The 17,067-nt window shown below is 66.1% G+C and carries 14 protein-coding genes and 1 other RNA gene; 8 read left to right on the top strand and 7 right to left on the bottom strand.

Going from position 1 to position 17,067, the window contains the following annotated elements:
- Nucleotides 1–87: 87 nt before the first annotated feature.
- Nucleotides 88–540, bottom strand: a complete 453-nt coding sequence (locus tag RhoFasB10_RS20510; RefSeq protein WP_167678290.1) for a hypothetical protein — start codon at nucleotides 538–540, stop codon at nucleotides 88–90.
- 430 nt (nucleotides 541–970) lie between these two features.
- Between RhoFasB10_RS20510 and RhoFasB10_RS20505 the strand changes: the two genes are divergently transcribed.
- Genes RhoFasB10_RS20505 through RhoFasB10_RS20490 form a run of 4 tightly spaced genes read left to right on the top strand, consistent with a single transcriptional unit; the run spans nucleotide 971 to nucleotide 4,602 of the window.
- On the top strand, nucleotides 971–1,621 hold the full coding sequence (locus RhoFasB10_RS20505; protein WP_114330539.1) for an ABC transporter permease: 651 nt from the start codon (nucleotides 971–973) through the stop codon (nucleotides 1,619–1,621).
- Nucleotides 1,614–2,813 (top strand): ATP-binding cassette domain-containing protein, encoded by a 1,200-nt coding sequence (locus tag RhoFasB10_RS20500; protein ID WP_167678288.1) that lies wholly within the window; start codon nucleotides 1,614–1,616, stop codon nucleotides 2,811–2,813. The genes RhoFasB10_RS20505 and RhoFasB10_RS20500 overlap by 8 nt, the downstream gene beginning before the upstream one ends.
- A gap of 38 nt (nucleotides 2,814–2,851) precedes the next feature.
- Nucleotides 2,852–3,628, top strand: a complete 777-nt coding sequence (locus RhoFasB10_RS20495) for an ABC transporter permease (RefSeq protein ID WP_174551334.1) — start codon at nucleotides 2,852–2,854, stop codon at nucleotides 3,626–3,628.
- Nucleotides 3,625–4,602 carry a glycine betaine ABC transporter substrate-binding protein gene (locus RhoFasB10_RS20490; RefSeq protein ID WP_167678286.1) on the top strand — a complete coding sequence of 326 codons (978 nt, stop codon included), beginning with the start codon at nucleotides 3,625–3,627 and terminating at the stop codon, nucleotides 4,600–4,602. Before RhoFasB10_RS20495 ends, RhoFasB10_RS20490 begins: the two co-directional genes overlap by 4 nt.
- A gap of 16 nt (nucleotides 4,603–4,618) precedes the next feature.
- On the opposite strand, the gene RhoFasB10_RS20485 is transcribed toward RhoFasB10_RS20490, so the two are convergent.
- The 3 genes from RhoFasB10_RS20485 to RhoFasB10_RS20475 form a co-directional block, all read right to left on the bottom strand.
- Nucleotides 4,619–7,663, bottom strand: a complete 3,045-nt coding sequence (locus RhoFasB10_RS20485) for a bifunctional [glutamine synthetase] adenylyltransferase/[glutamine synthetase]-adenylyl-L-tyrosine phosphorylase (protein WP_167678284.1) — start codon at nucleotides 7,661–7,663, stop codon at nucleotides 4,619–4,621.
- Between the two features lie 101 nt (nucleotides 7,664–7,764).
- A complete protein-coding gene (gene glnA, locus RhoFasB10_RS20480; protein ID WP_068420566.1) occupies nucleotides 7,765–9,105 on the bottom strand; it encodes a type I glutamate--ammonia ligase in 1,341 nt (446 codons plus the stop codon).
- A gap of 100 nt (nucleotides 9,106–9,205) precedes the next feature.
- A complete protein-coding gene (locus RhoFasB10_RS20475) occupies nucleotides 9,206–10,768 on the bottom strand; it encodes an alpha/beta hydrolase (protein WP_167678282.1) in 1,563 nt (520 codons plus the stop codon).
- Between the two features lie 61 nt (nucleotides 10,769–10,829).
- Between RhoFasB10_RS20475 and RhoFasB10_RS20470 the strand changes: the two genes are divergently transcribed.
- The 4 genes from RhoFasB10_RS20470 to pip all read left to right on the top strand — a co-directional run bounded on the left by RhoFasB10_RS20470 (nucleotide 10,830) and on the right by pip (nucleotide 14,980).
- Nucleotides 10,830–12,554 carry an NAD+ synthase gene (locus tag RhoFasB10_RS20470; protein ID WP_167678280.1) on the top strand — a complete coding sequence of 575 codons (1,725 nt, stop codon included), beginning with the start codon at nucleotides 10,830–10,832 and terminating at the stop codon, nucleotides 12,552–12,554.
- Between the two features lie 117 nt (nucleotides 12,555–12,671).
- On the top strand, nucleotides 12,672–13,517 hold the full coding sequence (gene panB, locus RhoFasB10_RS20465) for a 3-methyl-2-oxobutanoate hydroxymethyltransferase (protein WP_167678278.1): 846 nt from the start codon (nucleotides 12,672–12,674) through the stop codon (nucleotides 13,515–13,517).
- Between the two features lie 29 nt (nucleotides 13,518–13,546).
- Entirely contained in the window at nucleotides 13,547–13,999 is a 453-nt protein-coding gene (locus RhoFasB10_RS20460; protein ID WP_167678276.1) for a hypothetical protein, read from the top strand.
- A 3-nt stretch (nucleotides 14,000–14,002) separates the two neighbouring features.
- Entirely contained in the window at nucleotides 14,003–14,980 is a 978-nt protein-coding gene (gene pip / locus RhoFasB10_RS20455) for a prolyl aminopeptidase (RefSeq protein WP_167678274.1), read from the top strand.
- Here pip and RhoFasB10_RS20450 read toward each other — a convergent pair.
- The 3 genes from RhoFasB10_RS20450 to rnpB form a co-directional block, all read right to left on the bottom strand.
- On the bottom strand, nucleotides 14,972–16,381 hold the full coding sequence (locus tag RhoFasB10_RS20450) for an RNB domain-containing ribonuclease (RefSeq protein WP_167678272.1): 1,410 nt from the start codon (nucleotides 16,379–16,381) through the stop codon (nucleotides 14,972–14,974). The genes pip and RhoFasB10_RS20450 overlap by 9 nt on opposite strands.
- A gap of 5 nt (nucleotides 16,382–16,386) precedes the next feature.
- On the bottom strand, nucleotides 16,387–16,572 hold the full coding sequence (locus RhoFasB10_RS20445; RefSeq protein WP_068420555.1) for a hypothetical protein: 186 nt from the start codon (nucleotides 16,570–16,572) through the stop codon (nucleotides 16,387–16,389).
- Between the two features lie 24 nt (nucleotides 16,573–16,596).
- An RNA gene (gene rnpB, locus RhoFasB10_RS20440) (RNase P RNA component class A) lies at nucleotides 16,597–17,034 on the bottom strand.
- Between the last annotated feature and the right edge of the window lie 33 nt (nucleotides 17,035–17,067).

Genomic DNA, 17,067 nt, shown 5'->3' with positions numbered 1-17,067 from the left:
CTCCCCCCACCCCACCCGCGTTTCGCCGCGGGGGAGGCAGCTCGAAAGTCGGTCAGGTTCAGTAGATTCTCGCCCCGGAGCTTTTGGTTAGCTGCCGTCGGCGGCGACGATCTTTCCTCCCATTGGCGCTTTGAGCTGGACGCATGCGTCCGGGGATCCGCAGTTGACTGTCCAGTTGGCTCCGACGAGATAGCCGTACTCGATGCCTGCGGCGCCGAACAGTGACGGTCCCAGGTCTACTGCTTCGTCTCGATCCCCGGTCGAGGTGTAGACAGACATGACCGTCTCCACGCCGCCGACGTTGCACCTGCCGGCATTCGCCGCCATTGTCGATGTCGCGTCGATCTCGAACGGTGTCTCGCAGGGGAATCCACCCGCCGTCAGATCGTCGACGATCTCCTGGGCGCTGGCATAGGACTGCGTGCCAGGTCGGGGTTCGAACGTCTGCTCGGTCACCGTGGCGTCATCGCTGCTGCAACCAGATATCAGCACTGAGGCGCATGCGACGCCGAGAGCGGCTGCCGCGATCAGTCGAGTCATGAGCTGTTTCTAGCATCATGCTCGTTCGGTGCACCAACTTGTTCGTTCAATCGAATGAACCGCCGAGTAGCGGCGTTGCTCCCGTCCGTCCGCAGGCCGTCCGCAGCAGCATCAAATCGCGTCAAGACTCGCAAACGACAGCGACCGTTCTGACCTGCCATTTCTCACGAGCTAAACAACCGTCGTTACTGACAAACCAAAAGGATGAAGTCCCAGCTGTACTACGACGTGTAATCACGCGCCGTCACCGCGTCACCCTGCCACCCGCATCGCCGAATTTCGGCGGTGCGGGTGGTTTTTTCGTGCACTTGGGTAACGACTTGGCGAAAACGGGTTTAACCGCGTGCAAAGTAAGCCACTCTCGTACGTGCCGCTCGTTCGGAACCGCCGAACGAGACCGCATACTCGCGAAGAGGGTGGATAACCTCGGATGGACGCTCTCTGGACCTTCGTCTCGGACAGACGACAACAGTTGCTCACCGATTCCTATCTGCACGTGTCCGCTGTCGTGCAGTCCATCGTCATAGCGACCATCGTCGCGGTCGTCGTCGGAATTCTGGTCTATCGCTCCCCCGCCGGGTCGGCCATCGCCACCGCGCTCGCGAGCACGATTCTGACGATCCCGTCGTTCGCGCTTCTCGGACTGCTGATTCCGATTCTCGGACTCGGTGTGGCTCCGACGATCACCGCCCTCGTCCTGTACGCGCTGCTGCCGATCATCCGCAACACGATCATCGGTCTCGCGTCGGTCGATCCCGCGGTCACCGACGCAGCCAAGGGAGTGGGGTTGAACCGCACGAAAATCCTGACCCGCATCGAGATGCCGCTGGCGTGGCCGTCGATTCTCGCCGGAATGCGCGTCAGTACGCAGATGATCTTCGGCATTCTCGCAATCGCGGCGTACGCGAAGGGTCCCGGTCTCGGCAACCTCATCTTCTCGGGTCTGTCTCGCGTCGGCAGCCCCAACGCCGTCCCACAAGCTCTCGCCGGGACCGTGTTGATCGTCGTTCTCGCGCTCGTCGTCGACGGCATTCTCGTGCTCGTCGGCCGTCTCACAACATCGAGGGGTCTCCGTGACTGAAACAACCAGGCAGCACGTCTCCGGAGTGGACATCGTGCTCGACTCCGTCACCAAGCGGTATCCAGGCCAGAAGGCCGCGGCCGTCGACAACGTCTCGATGACGGTTCCCGCCGGCGAAATCGTGGTGTTCGTCGGTCCGTCCGGGTGTGGCAAGACGACCACGATGCGGATGATCAACCGACTCATCGAGCCTACGTCCGGCAAGATCACGATCGACGGCAAGGACGCTCTGTCGATCGACCCGGACGAGCTGCGACGCGGGATCGGTTACTCGATCCAGCAGGCAGGGCTGTTCCCGCACATGACCATCTCGAAGAACGTCGGTACCGTGCCCGGCCTCATCGGGTGGGACAAGAAGCGCATCGCGGCACGTATCGACGAGATGCTCGACCTCGTCGGCCTCGATCCGGACACGTATCGCGACCGCTATCCACGTCAGTTGTCCGGCGGTCAGCAGCAGCGTGTGGGTGTCGCACGTGCTCTCGCCGCCGATCCGTCGGTGCTGCTGATGGACGAGCCGTTCGGCGCCGTCGATCCGATCACCCGTGGCCTGCTGCAGGACGAGCTGATGCGTCTGCAGTCCGAGCTGGGCAAGACGATCGTGTTCGTGACGCACGACTTCAACGAGGCCGTGAAGCTCGGTGACCGCATCGCGGTTCTCGGCAACCAGTCCACGATTCTGCAGTACGACACCCCGGAAGCGATTCTCGCGAACCCGGCGAACGACACCGTCGCCGGCTTCGTCGGGGCCGACGCGTCGCTGAAGCAGTTGACGCTCACGCGGATTCGAGACGTCCGGCTGCTGCAGTGCCCGACCGCCAAGGAAAGCGACCCGGTCGACGAGTTCCGACGGAAGATCAGCTCACGCAAGTGGCAGTGGGGTCTGATCCTCGACGACCGAAGCAGGCCGCTTCGGTGGGCCTCCCCCGCCCACCTACAGACGGCGTCGTCGCTGCGCGGCGTCGGCACTCCGATCGGTGAGTTGGTGTCGGTCCAGTCGACACTGCAGGATGCGCTCGAAGCTCTGCTCGCGGAAAGCACGGCGTCGACGGTCGTCACCGGGCACCGCGGCGAGTACGTCGGACTCATCTCGATCGACACGCTCGTCGGACACCTGCAGAAGATGCGAGAAGAACACGAGCACGATCACGACGACAACGACGACGTGGCCGCGGCGGGAGCGCCTGCATGACCACATCGGAGGCGTCGAGAACGCCGGAGGCGCCGGAGATGGAGGCACCGCCGGACGAGGGAGCATCCGAGCGAGGTGCGGCGCGCCGCGCCGAGCGGATGCGATTGCTGGTCCAGCCGGTACTCGTGGTGATTCTGGTTGCGGGCGTGTTGATCTGGGCCTTCAGCCGCGATCTGACCGCAACCCAGCAAGGCAGTATCAGCATTTCGAACATCGTGACGCTCACGTGGCAGCACATTCTGATCACCGCTGCCGTCGTGATCATCGTCGTCCTCGTTGCGGTTCCGCTCGGCACGCTGCTCACGCGACCCGGATACACCCGTCTCGCACCGTTTTTCGTGGGCATCGCGAACATCGGGGCCGCTGCGCCCGCGATCGGCCTGTTGGTGCTGTTCTATCTGGCCACCCGCCAGACCGGGTTCTGGATAGGCGTGCTGCCCATCGCTTTCTACTCGCTGCTGCCGGTGCTACGGAACACCATCCTCGGCTATCAGGAAGTCGACCGGACGCTGATCGACGCCGGTCGCGGACAAGGAATGTCGGCGATGACAGTTCTGCGCAAGGTCGAGTTCCCGTTGGCCGTTCCGTACATCCTGGCGGGTCTGCGCACGTCGCTCGTGTTGGCAGTAGGCACGGCGACGCTGTGCTTCCTGGTCAGCGCAGGCGGGCTCGGAATCCTCATCGACACCGGATACAAGTTGCGTGACAACGTCACTCTCGTCGTCGGCGCCGTGCTCGCGGTGTCGCTCGCACTGTTCATCGACTGGCTCGGCGCGCTCGCGGAACAGTTCCTCGGACCGAAGGGACTGCGATGAAATCGATGGTCAAATCGATTCTGGCCGTCGCAGCGTCGGGGCTGCTGGTGGCCGGCTGCGGTCTCGAATCGGGCGGTGCCGTGCCGCTCCCGGTCGGACCGGGCAGTATCGAACCCATTCCGGAACTCGACGGGGTCAAGATCACCGTGGGGTCGAAGGATTTCACCGAGCAGATCACGCTCGGCTACATCATCGAGTTCGCGTTGACGGCCGCCGGTGCCGACGTGCGGGACCTGACGAACATCCAGGGATCCAACAGCACCCGCGACGCACAACTCGACGGGCAGATCGACCTGACGTACGAGTACACCGGCACGGGGTGGATCAACTATCTGGGCAACGAGACTCCGCTCCCCGACTCGCAGCAACAGTACGAGGCCACGCGAGACGCCGACCTCGCCGCGAACGACATGGTCTGGGCCGATCCGGCACCGATGAACAACACCTACGCGATCGCGATGAACAGGCAGACCGCCGAGCAGACGGGCGTCCGCACCCTGTCCGACTACGCGCGACTCGTCAGCACCGATCCTGCTGCGGCGACCACGTGCGTCGAAACCGAATTCAACGTACGCCAGGACGGCTACCCGGGAATGGCAGCCAAGTACGAGTTCAACCCCGACGCCGCGCCGCGTCAGATCTTGCAGACGGGCATCATCTACCAGGCGACAGCCGACGGCAACCAGTGCAAGTTCGGCGAGGTCTTCACCACGGACGGACGCATCATCGCCCTGGATCTCGTTCTGCTGGAAGACGATCGGTCGTTCTTCCCGAAGTACAACCCGTCGCTGGTGATGAAGAAGTCGTTCGCCGACGCGTACCCCGAGGTGCTCGACGTCATGGCGCCGATCTCCGAGAAGCTCACCGATCAGGTCATGACCGAACTCAACCGACAGGTCGACGTCGAAGGGTTGGAGCCCGCCGACGTCGCCCGGGACTGGCTCGTGTCGGAGGGCTTCGTCACGACCGGCTGATGCGATCGGGCGAAGATCAGCCGCCGAATGCCCTCTCCACGACGGCCTTCGCCCGACGCGTCACGCGCAGGTAGTTGTCGAGGAACTCTCCCGCGTCGCCGTTCGGCCACCCGGCGACCTTGGCGACCGCGGACAGGACGTGGCCGGGGGCCGGCAGTTGATCGGTCGGCTTGCCTCGGACGAGAACGAGCGCGTTGCGCGCCTTCGTCGCGAGAATCCATGCCTCGCGCAGCAATTCGACGTCGTTCTCGCTGAGCAGTTCCGCGGCGCCGATGGCGTCGAGACTCTGCAGGGTCGACGTGTTGTGCAGTGCGGGAACGTTGTGCGCGTGGCGAAGCTGGATCAACTGCACCGTCCACTCGATGTCGGCGAGTCCGCCGCGGCCGAGCTTGGTGTGCGTGGCCGGGTCGGCACCCTTCGGCAGCCGCTCGGAGTCGACGCGCGCCTTGATGCGTCTGATCTCGCGCACCGCCTCGTTGGAGACGCCGCCCTCGGGGTAGCGAATCTTGTCGACCATCAGCAGGAACTTGATGCCGAGATCCTGATCGCCGGCGACCTGGTGAGCGCGCAGCAATGCCTGGACCTCCCAGGCCTGTGCCCACTGCGCGTAGTAGGCCTCGTACGAGGTGAGCGTGCGCACGACGGGTCCGTTCCGACCTTCGGGGCGCAGACCGGTGTCGACCTCGAGCGGCGGATCGGTGCTCGGCGCACCGAGGAGCTTGCGAATCCGATCGGCAATCCCGTTGGCCCACTTGACCGCAACGCTGTCCTCGACGCCCTCGACGGGGTCGCAGACGAAGAGCACGTCGGCGTCGCTGCCGTATCCGAGTTCACCCCCGCCGAGCCGTCCCATACCGATGACGGCGAGACGAGCGGGCGCAGGCTCGCCGCGTTCGGCTTCGCTGGCTCGGATCGCCGCCGCCAGCGCGGCGTTGATGACGGCAGCCCACACCGACGACAGCGCACGGCAGACCTGCGGTACGTCCAGCATCCCCAGGATGTCCGCCGACGCGACGCGTGCGAGTTCGTGACGTCGGAGCGCGCGGGCCGCGTTGATCGCCCGCGCCGGGTCCTCGTATCGACCGGACGACGACAGGATCGCGCGATACGTCTCCTCCGGCTCCGCGTCGAGCAGCTTCGGCCCGTTCGGCCCGTCGGCGAAGAGGCGAACGACCTCGGGCGCCTTGATCAGCAGGTCCGGCACGTACGCCGACGATCCGAGCACGATCATCAGCCGCTGCGCGACCGCACCCTCGTCGCGCAGCATGCGCAGGAACCAGGTGTGTTCGGTCGTGGCTTCGCAGAGCCGTCGATAGTTCAGCAGACCGGCGTCGGGATCCGGTGTGTCCGCGAGCCATTCGAGCAGCGTCGGCAGCAGGACGGCCTGGATCTGACCGCGTCGTGCACCGGTGCTCACCAATGCACGCAGGTGGCCGAGTGCGTTCTCCGGCGCCGCGTACCCCAGCGCCGCGAGCTGCCGGATCGCGGCGTCAGGGGTGAGCCGGACGGTGTCGTCGTCGAACCGCACCACCGAGTCGAGGAGGGGCCGGTAGAACAGTTTCGCGTGCAGGCGCCTGATGCGCTGCGCGTTGCGCTTGATCTCCGCGTTCAGCACACCGAGCGCGTCGCGGCTGCCGTCGGGACGCATGTGCGCGGCCCGCGCGAGCCAGCGCAGAGCTTCCTCGTCGTCCGGCGGCGGCAGAGTATGCGTGCGCTTCATACGCTGCAACTGGAGCCGGTGCTCGATCAGACGCAGGAATTCGTACGACGCCGTCAGATTCGCCGCGTCGTCACGTCCGACGTAGCCGCCGTCGGTGAGCGCCGCCAACGCGTCGGTCGTGCCGAGGACGCGAAGCGATTCGTCGGTGCGCCCGTGCACGAGTTGCAGGAGCTGAACGGCGAATTCGACGTCGCGCAGGCTGCCGCGGCCCAGCTTGATCTCCCGTTCACGGAGTTCGGGCGGCACCATTTCCTCGACGCGTCTGCGCATCGCACGGACCTCGGGGACGAAGTCCTCGCGCTGCGACGCCAGCCACACCATCGGATTCAGCGCGGCGACGTATGCGTGGCCGAGTTCCAGATCGCCCGTCATCGGACGCGCTTTGAGCAGTGCCTGGAACTCCCAGGTCTTGGCCCAGCGCTTGTAGTACGCAATGTGCGAGTCGAGTGTGCGGACGAGTTCGCCGCGCTTGCCCTCGGGACGCAAGGCCGCGTCGACCTCGAAGAACGCCGACGAGCCGATCCGCATCATCTCGCCCGCGATGCGACTCGCGACGGCGTCGGCGGGCTCGGCGACGAACACGACGTCGACGTCGGACACGTAATTCAGTTCGCGCGCACCGCATTTGCCCATCGCGACGACGGCGAGGCGGGTCGGGCACGGCGAATCGGGACACACGGTCGCGACGGCCACGGCGAGCGCGGCGGTCAGGGCCGCGTCGGCCATGTCGGAGAGCTGCGTTCCCACCAATTGGTACGGCAGTACCGGCTCGTTCTCGACGGTCGCCGCCAGGTCGGCGGCGGCCAGCACCATCACCTGATCGCGGTACGTCTTACGCAGCGCGAGAACGGCGTCGGGTCCGACGATGCCCGCGCGGTACAGGTCGGGCGCGGCGTTGTCGCCCGTCTCCGGAACGGCCTCGACGGCGTCGAGCAGTTGCGTCGTCAGCTGTTCCTTGCTCGGGAGCGCGACACCCGCATTCCGGCCGGACGAGGATCCTTCGGGGGTGAGCAGCAGACGCCACGCAGCGGGGTCGGACACCAAGTGGTCCGCGAGGGCGCTCGAGGCGCCCGTCAGCCCGAACAGGCGTCCTCGAAAGCCCTTGTCCGCGCGCAACGCAGCATCGACCTCGGCGAACCCGTCACCGAGCGAGTCGGACAGGCGAACGACCGTGCGAAGAGCCAGATCGGCATTCGCGGCCCGCGAGAGCGACCACAACAGTTCCAGGCTGCCCTCGTCGACCCAGCCGAGCCTGGTCAGATCCGCAGGGGCACTGGACTCCACCAATCCGAGACGCCCGGCTCCCGGGACGACCGAACGCGACGTGGGTGGACGCACCATCAGCGAACACCTCGACTCTGGCGTGACACAGATTCACCTCACCGCAGGGATACTCGACGTTCTCCGACCACTAGAACCTAGTGCATCCCGACACCGGGGAGTTAAAGACCGAGGTAGGCCTTCAACTCGTACGGCGTGACGTGGCTGCGGTACTCCTCCCACTCGCGACGCTTGTTGCGCAGGAAGAAGTCGAAGACGTGCTCGCCGAGAGCCTCCGCGACGAGTTCCGAGCTCTCCATCGCGTTCAGAGCCTGATCCAGGCTTCCGGGAAGTTCTTTGTAGCCCATGGCTCGACGCTCGGCCGACGTCAATGCCCAGACGTCTTCTTCCGCCTCGGGAGGCAGGGTGTAACCCTTCTCGATGCCGCGCAGGCCGGCAGCGAGAAGAACCGCGAACGCCAGGTACGGGTTGCACGCCGAATCAGGGCTACGGATCTCGACGCGTCGCGACGACGCCTTGTTCGGGGTGTACATCGGGACGCGGATCAAAGCCGATCGGTTGGACGGACCCCACGACGCGGCCGTCGGCGCCTCGCCGCCGCGCACGAGTCGCTTGTACGAGTTGACCCACTGGTTCGTCACCGCACTGATCTCGTTGGCGTGCTCGAGAATTCCGGCGATGAACGACTTGCCGGTCTCCGACAGCTGCATCGGATCGTCGGGGTTGTGGAAGGCGTTGGTGTCACCTTCGAACAGGCTCATGTGGGTGTGCATCGCCGAGCCTGCATGATCGCTGAACGGCTTCGGCATGAACGTCGCGCGGACGCCCTCCTCGATCGCCACCTCCTTGACGACGTAGCGGAACGTCATGATGTTGTCCGCCATGGAGAGCGCGTCGGCGTAGCGCAGGTCGATCTCCTGCTGGCCGGGAGCGGTTTCGTGGTGACTGAACTCGACGGAGATTCCCATCGATTCGAGTGCGTCGATCGCGTGCCGCCGGAAATTCGGCGCCGAATCGTGGACCGCCTGGTCGAAGTAGCCGCCGTTGTCCGCGGGGGTGGGCGGAGTGCCGTCCTCGGGGCTGTCCTTGAGGAGGAAGAACTCGATCTCGGGGTGCACGTAGCAGCTGAAGCCGAGGTCTGCGGCCTTGCTGAGCTGACGACGCAGCACGTGGCGCGAGTCGGCCCAGGACGGCGAGCCGTCGGGCATGGCGATGTCGCAGAACATACGCGCGGAGTGCTGATGCCCCTTGCTCGTGGACCACGGCAGGATCTGGAATGTCGACGGATCGGGCTTCGCGACGGTGTCGGCCTCGGACACGCGCGCGAATCCCTCGATCGCGCTGCCGTCGAAGCCGATGCCTTCGTCGAATGCGCCTTCGAGTTCCGCCGGTGCGATCGCGACCGATTTGAGGTACCCCAGGACATCGGTGAACCACAGGCGGACGAAGCGGATGTCGCGCTCCTCCAGAGTCCGGAGCACGAATTCCTTTTGGCGATCCATGTCCGCGAGAGTAAGCAAACCGCGTTAAATCTGTGTTACATCGTGAATTCGGTCTCACATCCGGCCACTCTCACCAGCCCGGACGTGCGGGTGAGACAGATCAGCACACCAAATCGTTACCTGGCGGGACGAGGTCGACGAGGTAATCGATCAGCGGATCGTCGATGCACGGCACGCCGGAGAACGCGACGGTGTGCTGCGTTCCCTGGTACGTCACGAGGTCGGCGCCGAGCTGTGCGGCGAGCTCGACACCCGCCTGATACGGCGTCGCGGGATCGAAGGTCGTCGACACCACGACCAGCTTCGGCACACCGGGCGCGGAGACGGTGTGCGGAGTACTCGTGTTCTTCACGGGCCAGAACGCGCACAGATCCAGCGGCGCCTGACCGGTACCGCGACCGTCGTCGAGGAACGGGGCTGCCTCGCGGTATCGCCTGTCGGCCTCGCTCGCCTCGGCCCGGTCGGTGACCGGAGGGTCGTCGACGCAGCGGATCGCGTTGAAGGCGTCGTCGAGGTTCGAGTAGGACCCGTCCTCGAGACGACCGGAATAGGTGTCCGCGAGCCTGAGCAGGGTGTCTCCCCTGCCCTCCTGCAGCTCTGCCAACCCGACCCGCAGCACCCGCCAGAGACTCTCGGAGTACAGAGCCTGCTGCACCCCGGTCAACGCGTCGTTGTAGCCGAGGCCGCGCGGATCGGTCGTCTCGGCAGGCGTGGCCAGCAACGGGTCGACGAGTTCGCGGAACGTCCGGTTCGCCTCCATCGGGTCGGAGCCGAGCGCGCAGTTCGACGCTTCCGCACAACTCGCCGCGAATCCGTCGAACGCCTTCTGGAAGGCAGCACCCTGCTCGACCGCCTCGTCGACGGGGCTCTGTTCGGGATCGAGTGCGCCGTCGAGAACCATCGCGCGGACGTTGGTGGGGAACGTCTCGGCGTACGTGCTGCCGATCCGCGTGCCGTAGGAGAATCCGACGTAGGTGAGCTTGTCGTCCCCGAGGACCGAACGGATGACGTCCATGTCTCGGACGACCTCCTGCGTGCCGACGTGTTCGAGAACGTCGGCGCCGGTCCGCTCCGCGCATTTGGCCGCGTAGTCGCGGTGATCGTCCTCGGTCTCGGCGATGCCTTCGGGCGACATGTCGACGTCGTTCTCGCTGCGTTGCTCGTCGGTCTCCTCGGTCGTCAGACACCTGACCGCCGGGGTCGACGCGCCGATCCCGCGCGGGTCGAATCCGATGCGGTCGAACCGTTCCGAGACGGCCGAGCCCTCGGCCTGCGTCGCCAGGTACAGCCCGGAGGCTCCCGGCCCGCCCGGGTTGAACAGAATCGAACCGATCTTGTCTCCGGTCGCACGCGCGCGCGAGATCGCGACGTCGGCGGTGGCGCCTGTCGGGTCCGCGTAGTCCAATGGCACGGTCACCTTCGCGCATTCGAGATCGGTGCCGATCAGCGATTCGTCGGTGTCGTAGCTGTCGCACGATTCCCAACCGAGGGTCTGGGTGTAGAACTGCTCCAGCCCCGGAGGAATCACGCCCGCACCGGGCGCCCATGCCTCCGCCGGCTCTGCCTCCGGAGTCCCCACGGTGGACTCGGGTTGCGCGCATCCCTGCACGCCGAGCACTGCGACCGCGACGAACGCTGCGACACCCGCTGTCGACGACTTCATCGACATGATGTTGCCAGAGCACGCCGAGCGGAGTGCCGAGGACGCCTTTAAGATCCGACCCGTGCAGGCACTGCGAATCGCTCTTGCTCAGATCAATCCGACGGTGGGCGACCTGGAAGGCAATGCCGCGCTGATCGTGTCGTGGGCGAGGCGTGCCGTCGAAGAAGGCGCGCAGATCGTCCTGTTCCCCGAGATGGCGCTGACGGGTTATCCCGTCGAAGACCTCGCGCTGACTCCGGCCTTCGCCGATGCAGGTAAAGATGCCGTGCGACGGCTCGCCGACGCCTTGGACCGTGCAGGCTGCGGAGACATCGTCGCCGTCGTCGGCTATCTGGACCGCGACCTCGCGGGTGCCCGCAACAGTGCGGCCGTGCTGTTCCGGGGCGAAGTCCTCTCGCACTACGACAAGGTCGCCCTGCCGACGTACCGCGTGTTCGACGAGGCCAGGTACTTCGCACCCGGATCGCGACTGAGCATCACGAGCATCGGCGATCACCGCGTCGGCGTCGTGATCTGCGAGGACATCTGGCAGCCCGGTGGCCCGGTTCCCGCGTACTCGGCGGCAGGTGTCGACGTCCTTCTCTGCCTGAATGCGAGCCCGTTCGAGCGCGGCAAGGACCACATCCGCCGGTCGGTCGTCGAACGACGAGCTGCCGAAGCGGGCGTGCCTCTGGCGTACGTCAATCTGGTCGGGGGGCAGGACGAGCTCGTGTTCGACGGCGGCAGCCTGGTCGTCGCGCGCGACGGACGCCTGCTCGGTCGTGCTCGACAGTTCTCCGAGGACCTGCTCTGCGTCGATGTCGATCTGCCCGACCACCCGCGACCCGATCGCGACGACGTGCCAGGCTGGACCGTCGACCGAAACACCGTGTCCGACATCGTCGTTCGCGGATGGGATCGACGAGACGAGACTGTCGCCGATTCGAAGCCCGACGAGGAACAGGTGTGGGCAGCACTGGTCACCGGGCTGCGAGACTACGTGCACAAGAACGGTTTCCGATCCGTCGTGCTGGGCCTGTCGGGTGGGATCGACTCGGCCGTCGTCGCCGCGATCGCCGTCGACTCGCTGGGGAGCGACGCCGTTCACGGTATATCGATGCCCTCGCGATACTCGTCGGACCATTCACGCAGTGACGCAGCCGAACTCGCGCGCCGCACCGGGCTTCACTTCCAAACCGAATCGGTGGAGCCGATGGTGGAAGTGTTCGTGCGCACCCTCGGACTCCACGGTCTCGCCGAGGAGAACATCCAAGCCCGCTGCCGCGGAATGACTCTGATGGCCGTATCGAACGAGGCGGGCCATCTGGTGTTGGCGACGGGCAACAAATCCGAACTGGCCGTCGGCTATTCGACAATCTACGGCGACGCCGTCGGCGGATACGCACCCATCAAGGACGTTCCGAAATCGCTCGTCCGCGACCTCGCGCGGTGGCGCAACAAAGCGGCTACCGAGCGCGGCGAGGTCCCGCCCGTTCCCGAGTCGAGCATCGACAAGGCACCGTCGGCTGAGCTGCGTCCCGGCCAGCTCGACACCGATTCACTGCCCGACTACGACGAGCTCGACGCGATTCTGTACCGCTACGTCGATTGCGATCAGGGCCTGCACGACATCGTCGCTGCCGGGTACGACCGAGACACCGTCGCCGACATCCTGCAGAGGGTCGACGCGGCCGAGTACAAGCGCAGGCAGTATCCGATCGGCACCAAGGTCACCTCGCGCGCGTTCGGGCGCGATCGGCGGATGCCCGTCACGAACGCGTTCCATTCGCACGAGGAACGAATGTGATGTATTGCACTGACAGGACCTCTCGGGCTCGCCGTCGGTCGGTGGCAGACTGAAGGACGTCATCAACCCCATCCCGGGGACCCGCAGGCGGGCCTCGAGGAACCGAAAGGGACAAAGATGTCCGACAACTCCGTCTATGGCGCGTCCGACGCCTCGGTATCCGGATTGACTCGCAAGACCCGCACTCATCACCTTCTGCAGATGAAGGCCGAGGGCGAGCGGTGGGCCATGCTCACCGCCTACGACTATTCGAGCGCCCGCATCTTCGAAGAAGCCGGTATCCCCGTGCTGCTCGTCGGGGACTCGGCGGCCAACGTCGTCTACGGCTACGACACGACGGTCCCCGTCACCGTCGACGAACTGCTGCCCCTCGTCCGCGGCGTCGTCCGGGGAGCACCCAACGCACTGGTGGTCGCCGACCTCCCGTTCGGAACGTACGAGGCGTCGCCGCAGCAGGCGCTCGAGACCGCGACGCGTTTCCTCAAGGAAGGCCTCGCGCACGCCGTCAAGCTCGAGGGTGGCGAACGCGTCGCCGATCAGATCGCAGCCATCTCCGCGGCAGGAATTCCGGTCATGGCGCACATCGGCTTCACGCCGCAGAGCGTCAACGGGCTCGGCGGCTTCCGCATCCAAGGTCGTGGTGACGGTGCCGATCAGCTCGTCGCCGACGCCATCGCGGTCCAGGAAGCAGGCGCGTTCTCGGTCGTCATGGAGATGGTGCCCGCCGATCTCGCCGGTCAGGTGACCCGCAAGTTGTCGATCCCGACCATCGGTATCGGCGCGGGCAACGAGACCGACGCGCAGGTCCTCGTGTGGCAGGACATGGCCGGCTACACGAGCGGCAAGACGGCCAAGTTCGTCAAGAAGTTCGGCCACGTCGGTGACGAACTTCGCACCGCCGCCGCAACCTACCTGGCCGAGGTGCGCAGCGGGGTCTTCCCCGGTCCCGAGCACAGCTACTGACTCGATGCGGAGATGGCACACTCTGTGCCATGAACTCACGACCGACACGTGACACGCTTGTTCGGACAGCCGTCTCCCTCGTGGGGGCGGCTGCCGTCGTTGCAGCGGCTACCGCATGCAGCACCGATTCGACGTCGACGGGCTCGTCCTCGTCCCTGACGACCACCACCACCTCGGCAGCGCCGACGACGACCCCCGCCGCGACCGGTCCCGCCGTCACCGATCAGCAGGCCCAGCAGCTGTGCACCGACCTGGAACAGCAACTGCAGGAGTGGCGCATCCAGGGTCCGACGCTGGGGCGCGGCGGATTGAACATCGTCGTGCAGACGTGGGCGGCGCAGAGCGGCGCAATCAACGTTCAGGTGATCCAGGACCGTTCGATTGTCGACACCGTCACCATCGCCAATTGCCCCGAGGTGCGCGACGAAGCCATGCGTTCCCTCGACATCCCCGACCTCGCGTCGGGTCTGGTCGGGTTCTGACCGGTGACGCAGACGTACGCAACCGAGCTGTATCCGCCCATCGAACCGTACGACGCAGGCCACCTCGACGTCGGCGACAGTCAACGCATCTACTGGGAAACCAGCGGTAACCCGTCGGGCGCCCCGGTGGTCTTCGTCCACGGTGGTCCCGGCGGCGGCACCGGTCCGGCGCAGCGTCGATACTTCGACCCGGCGGTGTACCGGATCGTGCTGTTCGATCAGCGAGGATGCGGACAGTCGACGCCGCACATCGCCGACGGCGCGGACCTCTCGGTCAACACGACCGACCGCTTGATCGCCGACATCGAAACGCTGCGCACGCATCTCGGTGTCGAGCGGTGGCTCGTGTTCGGTGGTTCGTGGGGTTCGACGCTGTCGCTCGCATACGCGCAGAGCCACCGCGACCGCGTCGTCGGACTGATTCTCCGAGGCATCTTCCTGCTGCGGCGCAGTGAGATCGACTGGTACTACAACGGCGGCGCAGGCCACCTGTTCCCCGAGCAGTGGGAGAGGTTTCTCGCCCCGATTCCCGAGGCCGAGCGCGCCGGCGATCTGGTCGAGGTCTACCACCGGCTTCTGACGTCGGACGATCGTGACGTCGCGACGGCCGCGGCGGTCGCGTGGTCGTCCTGGGAGGCGGCGACGAGCTACCTGTTGCCTCGGCCGGAGCAGATCGCCGAGAACGAGGACCCACGGTTCGCCTCGGCGTTCGCCGGCATCGAGAACCACTACTTCGTCAACGGCGGATTCCTGCGGGAGAACCAGCTGTTGGACGACGCGCATCTGCTCGACGGCATCCCCGGCGTCATCGTTCAGGGCCGGTACGACGTGGTCTGTCCGGCGACGAGCGCATACGCCCTGCACAAGGCATGGCCCGGTGCCGAACTGATCGTCGTCGACGACGCCGGGCACTCGGCGAGCGAGCCCGGCATCGTCCACCACCTCGTGCAGGCCACGGACAGGTTCGCCTCGCTACGGTGATTCGTATCCGAACTGGATACGGCGGGAGTCGGTGTCGGCGACGGTGAGCCGTACCGTCACCTTCTCCCCCTCCGGTGGCTCACCGGTGCACTTGCCGATGACGATGGGATCGTCGAGGAACACTTCGGCATCGCGTTTGCCGTCCGCTCCCCGCAGCACGAGCGCCCCGAACTCCTCGCCGACGCGTCCGGCCAGCACCGTCGCCTCGGTCAGGTCGATGCAGGCGCGATCGACCTTCGACGCGGTCGAATCCGACGAACGCATCACGGCCGGCAGGTCCGGCAACGCCGTGCGTGCCCACACCGGAATCTCCGTGTCGCCTACGACGGCGAGACAGACCTCGGTGGCGTACCGATCCGACAGTCTCCGCAGCGGCGCGGTGACGTGCGCGTACGGCGCACCGATTCCCGCGTGCTCGGTCACGGGCGGCAACTCCCCGTCGAAGGCGGCGTAGTCCGCGCCCCGCAGCAGACCGGTCGCCTCGGTCATCATCGCCAGGGTCTCCGGTGCGTCACGCGGCAGACCCGCGAGAACTGCGCCTGCCGACGCACCCGCAGGCCACTCGATTCCGAGCGTGTCCGCGGTGGTCCGCAGGGTGGCCAGCGCGTCCTCCGACGCAGGCGGAAGCGTTCGCAACAACCCGACCCGCGCGTCGAGCATGATGCGTGCCGCGCACATCCCGGTCAGCAGCGACACCTCGGCGTTCCATGCGTCGACGTCGGTTCGGCCCTGCAGTTCGATACGCCAGGAATCGCCGTCGCGCACGACCTCCTGTTCGGGCAACGTGATGTCGATCGACCCACGCAGCACTGCCGCCTGAGCGCGCAGCGCCCCGAATTCCGCCAGCGCCGCGATCGACGGGTGTGGTGTGCCCGCGTCGAAATCCGCCTGCACACCGGCGTAGTCGAGTCGTGCGACCGACTTCACAAGAGCTCGGGAGACGGTCCACGCGACCGCCTCACCGTTCGAGTCCAGCTCGATGCGCCACAACGCGGCCGCCCGAGTTTCGTTCGGCAACAAGCTCGCCGATCCTTCCGAGAGCACCCTGGGGTGCAGCGGTACCGATTCGTCGGGCAAGTAGTACGTCTGGCCGCGCTCCCGCGTCTCGGCGTCCAGTGCCCCGCCGGGCGCGACGAGCGCACCGACGTCGGCGATCGCGTAATGAACCACGAATCCCGACGCCACTCTCTCGATGTGGACCGCCTGGTCGAGATCCATCGACCCTGGCGGGTCGATGGTCACCAGCGCGAGGTCGGTGCGATCGGCACGCTCGGCCGCGTGCCGATCGACGGGCGCAGCCGCCTCGGCCATGGCGTCGTCGGAGAACGCCTCTCGCAGATCGAACTCGGATCTGATTGCTCGGAAATCGAAGGTGGAGACGGGCAGTCGGATCGGAGCCACGTCGGTCAATTGTTCCAGTCGTCGTCGGCCTTGTCGGCCGCCTTGTTGCGCTCGGCCGCGATCTCGATGGCACGCTCGGCCGTCTGCCGATCGGGGTACGGTCCCATGCGGTCGAAGGCGCCTGCCTCTTTGCCCTGGGAGACGGTCTTGGTGCGGACGTCGTAGTACCAGGCTTCGTCGTCTGTGCTCATGGAACCAGTGTGCCGTACGGAGTGCGAACGAGTCGGCATGTAAGCCGGATCCTGTTTTCCCTCCCGCCGAAACGGGACGGAACGACGACCATCCATCTGGGCACACCGTCGCCGGGTACCTCGAGCAGTCCACCCGCAGGCTCGGGCGAGCAGCCCTCGAACACCTGCGCAGCCGCACCTAGAGAAGGTGCGGCCTTCGACCTTGCTCCGGGCGGGGTTTACCTAGCCACCTCAGTCACCTGAGGTGCTGGTGCGCTCTTACCGCACCGTTTCACCCTCACCCACGCACGACACCCGAGAGCGCCGCGTGTGGGCGGTCTGTTTTCTGTGGCACTGTCCCGCGAGTCACCTCGGGTTGCCGTTAGCAACCGCCCTGCTCTGTGGAGTCCGGACTTTCCTCGGCGCGAAGCTTGACGGAATCGCTCCGTCAGTTCTCCGTGCCGCAGCCGTCCAACCGACTCGTTCGCGAGAGCAGATTCTACCGGCAGTGTGGGA

This window comes from Rhodococcus sp. B10 (assembly GCF_011770055.1).
Taxonomy (GTDB): Bacteria; Actinomycetota; Actinomycetes; order Mycobacteriales; family Mycobacteriaceae; genus Rhodococcoides; species Rhodococcoides kyotonensis_B.
This window is presented reverse-complemented; position numbering and strand designations above follow the sequence as displayed.

What these genes read in the sequence shown, in the direction of transcription:
- RhoFasB10_RS20510 (WP_167678290.1), bottom strand. Translation starts at nt 540, where the DNA reads ATGACTCGACTGATCGCGGCAGCCGCTCTCGGCGTCGCATGCGCCTCA.
- RhoFasB10_RS20505 (WP_114330539.1), top strand. Translation starts at nt 971, where the DNA reads ATGGACGCTCTCTGGACCTTCGTCTCGGACAGACGACAACAGTTGCTC.
- RhoFasB10_RS20495 (WP_174551334.1), top strand. Translation starts at nt 2,852, where the DNA reads ATGGAGGCACCGCCGGACGAGGGAGCATCCGAGCGAGGTGCGGCGCGC.
- RhoFasB10_RS20490 (WP_167678286.1), top strand. Translation starts at nt 3,625, where the DNA reads ATGAAATCGATGGTCAAATCGATTCTGGCCGTCGCAGCGTCGGGGCTG.
- RhoFasB10_RS20485 (WP_167678284.1), bottom strand. Translation starts at nt 7,663, where the DNA reads ATGGTGCGTCCACCCACGTCGCGTTCGGTCGTCCCGGGAGCCGGGCGT.
- glnA (WP_068420566.1), bottom strand. Translation starts at nt 9,105, where the DNA reads ATGGATCGCCAAAAGGAATTCGTGCTCCGGACTCTGGAGGAGCGCGAC.
- RhoFasB10_RS20475 (WP_167678282.1), bottom strand. Translation starts at nt 10,768, where the DNA reads ATGAAGTCGTCGACAGCGGGTGTCGCAGCGTTCGTCGCGGTCGCAGTG.
- panB (WP_167678278.1), top strand. Translation starts at nt 12,672, where the DNA reads ATGTCCGACAACTCCGTCTATGGCGCGTCCGACGCCTCGGTATCCGGA.
- RhoFasB10_RS20460 (WP_167678276.1), top strand. Translation starts at nt 13,547, where the DNA reads ATGAACTCACGACCGACACGTGACACGCTTGTTCGGACAGCCGTCTCC.
- RhoFasB10_RS20445 (WP_068420555.1), bottom strand. Translation starts at nt 16,572, where the DNA reads ATGAGCACAGACGACGAAGCCTGGTACTACGACGTCCGCACCAAGACC.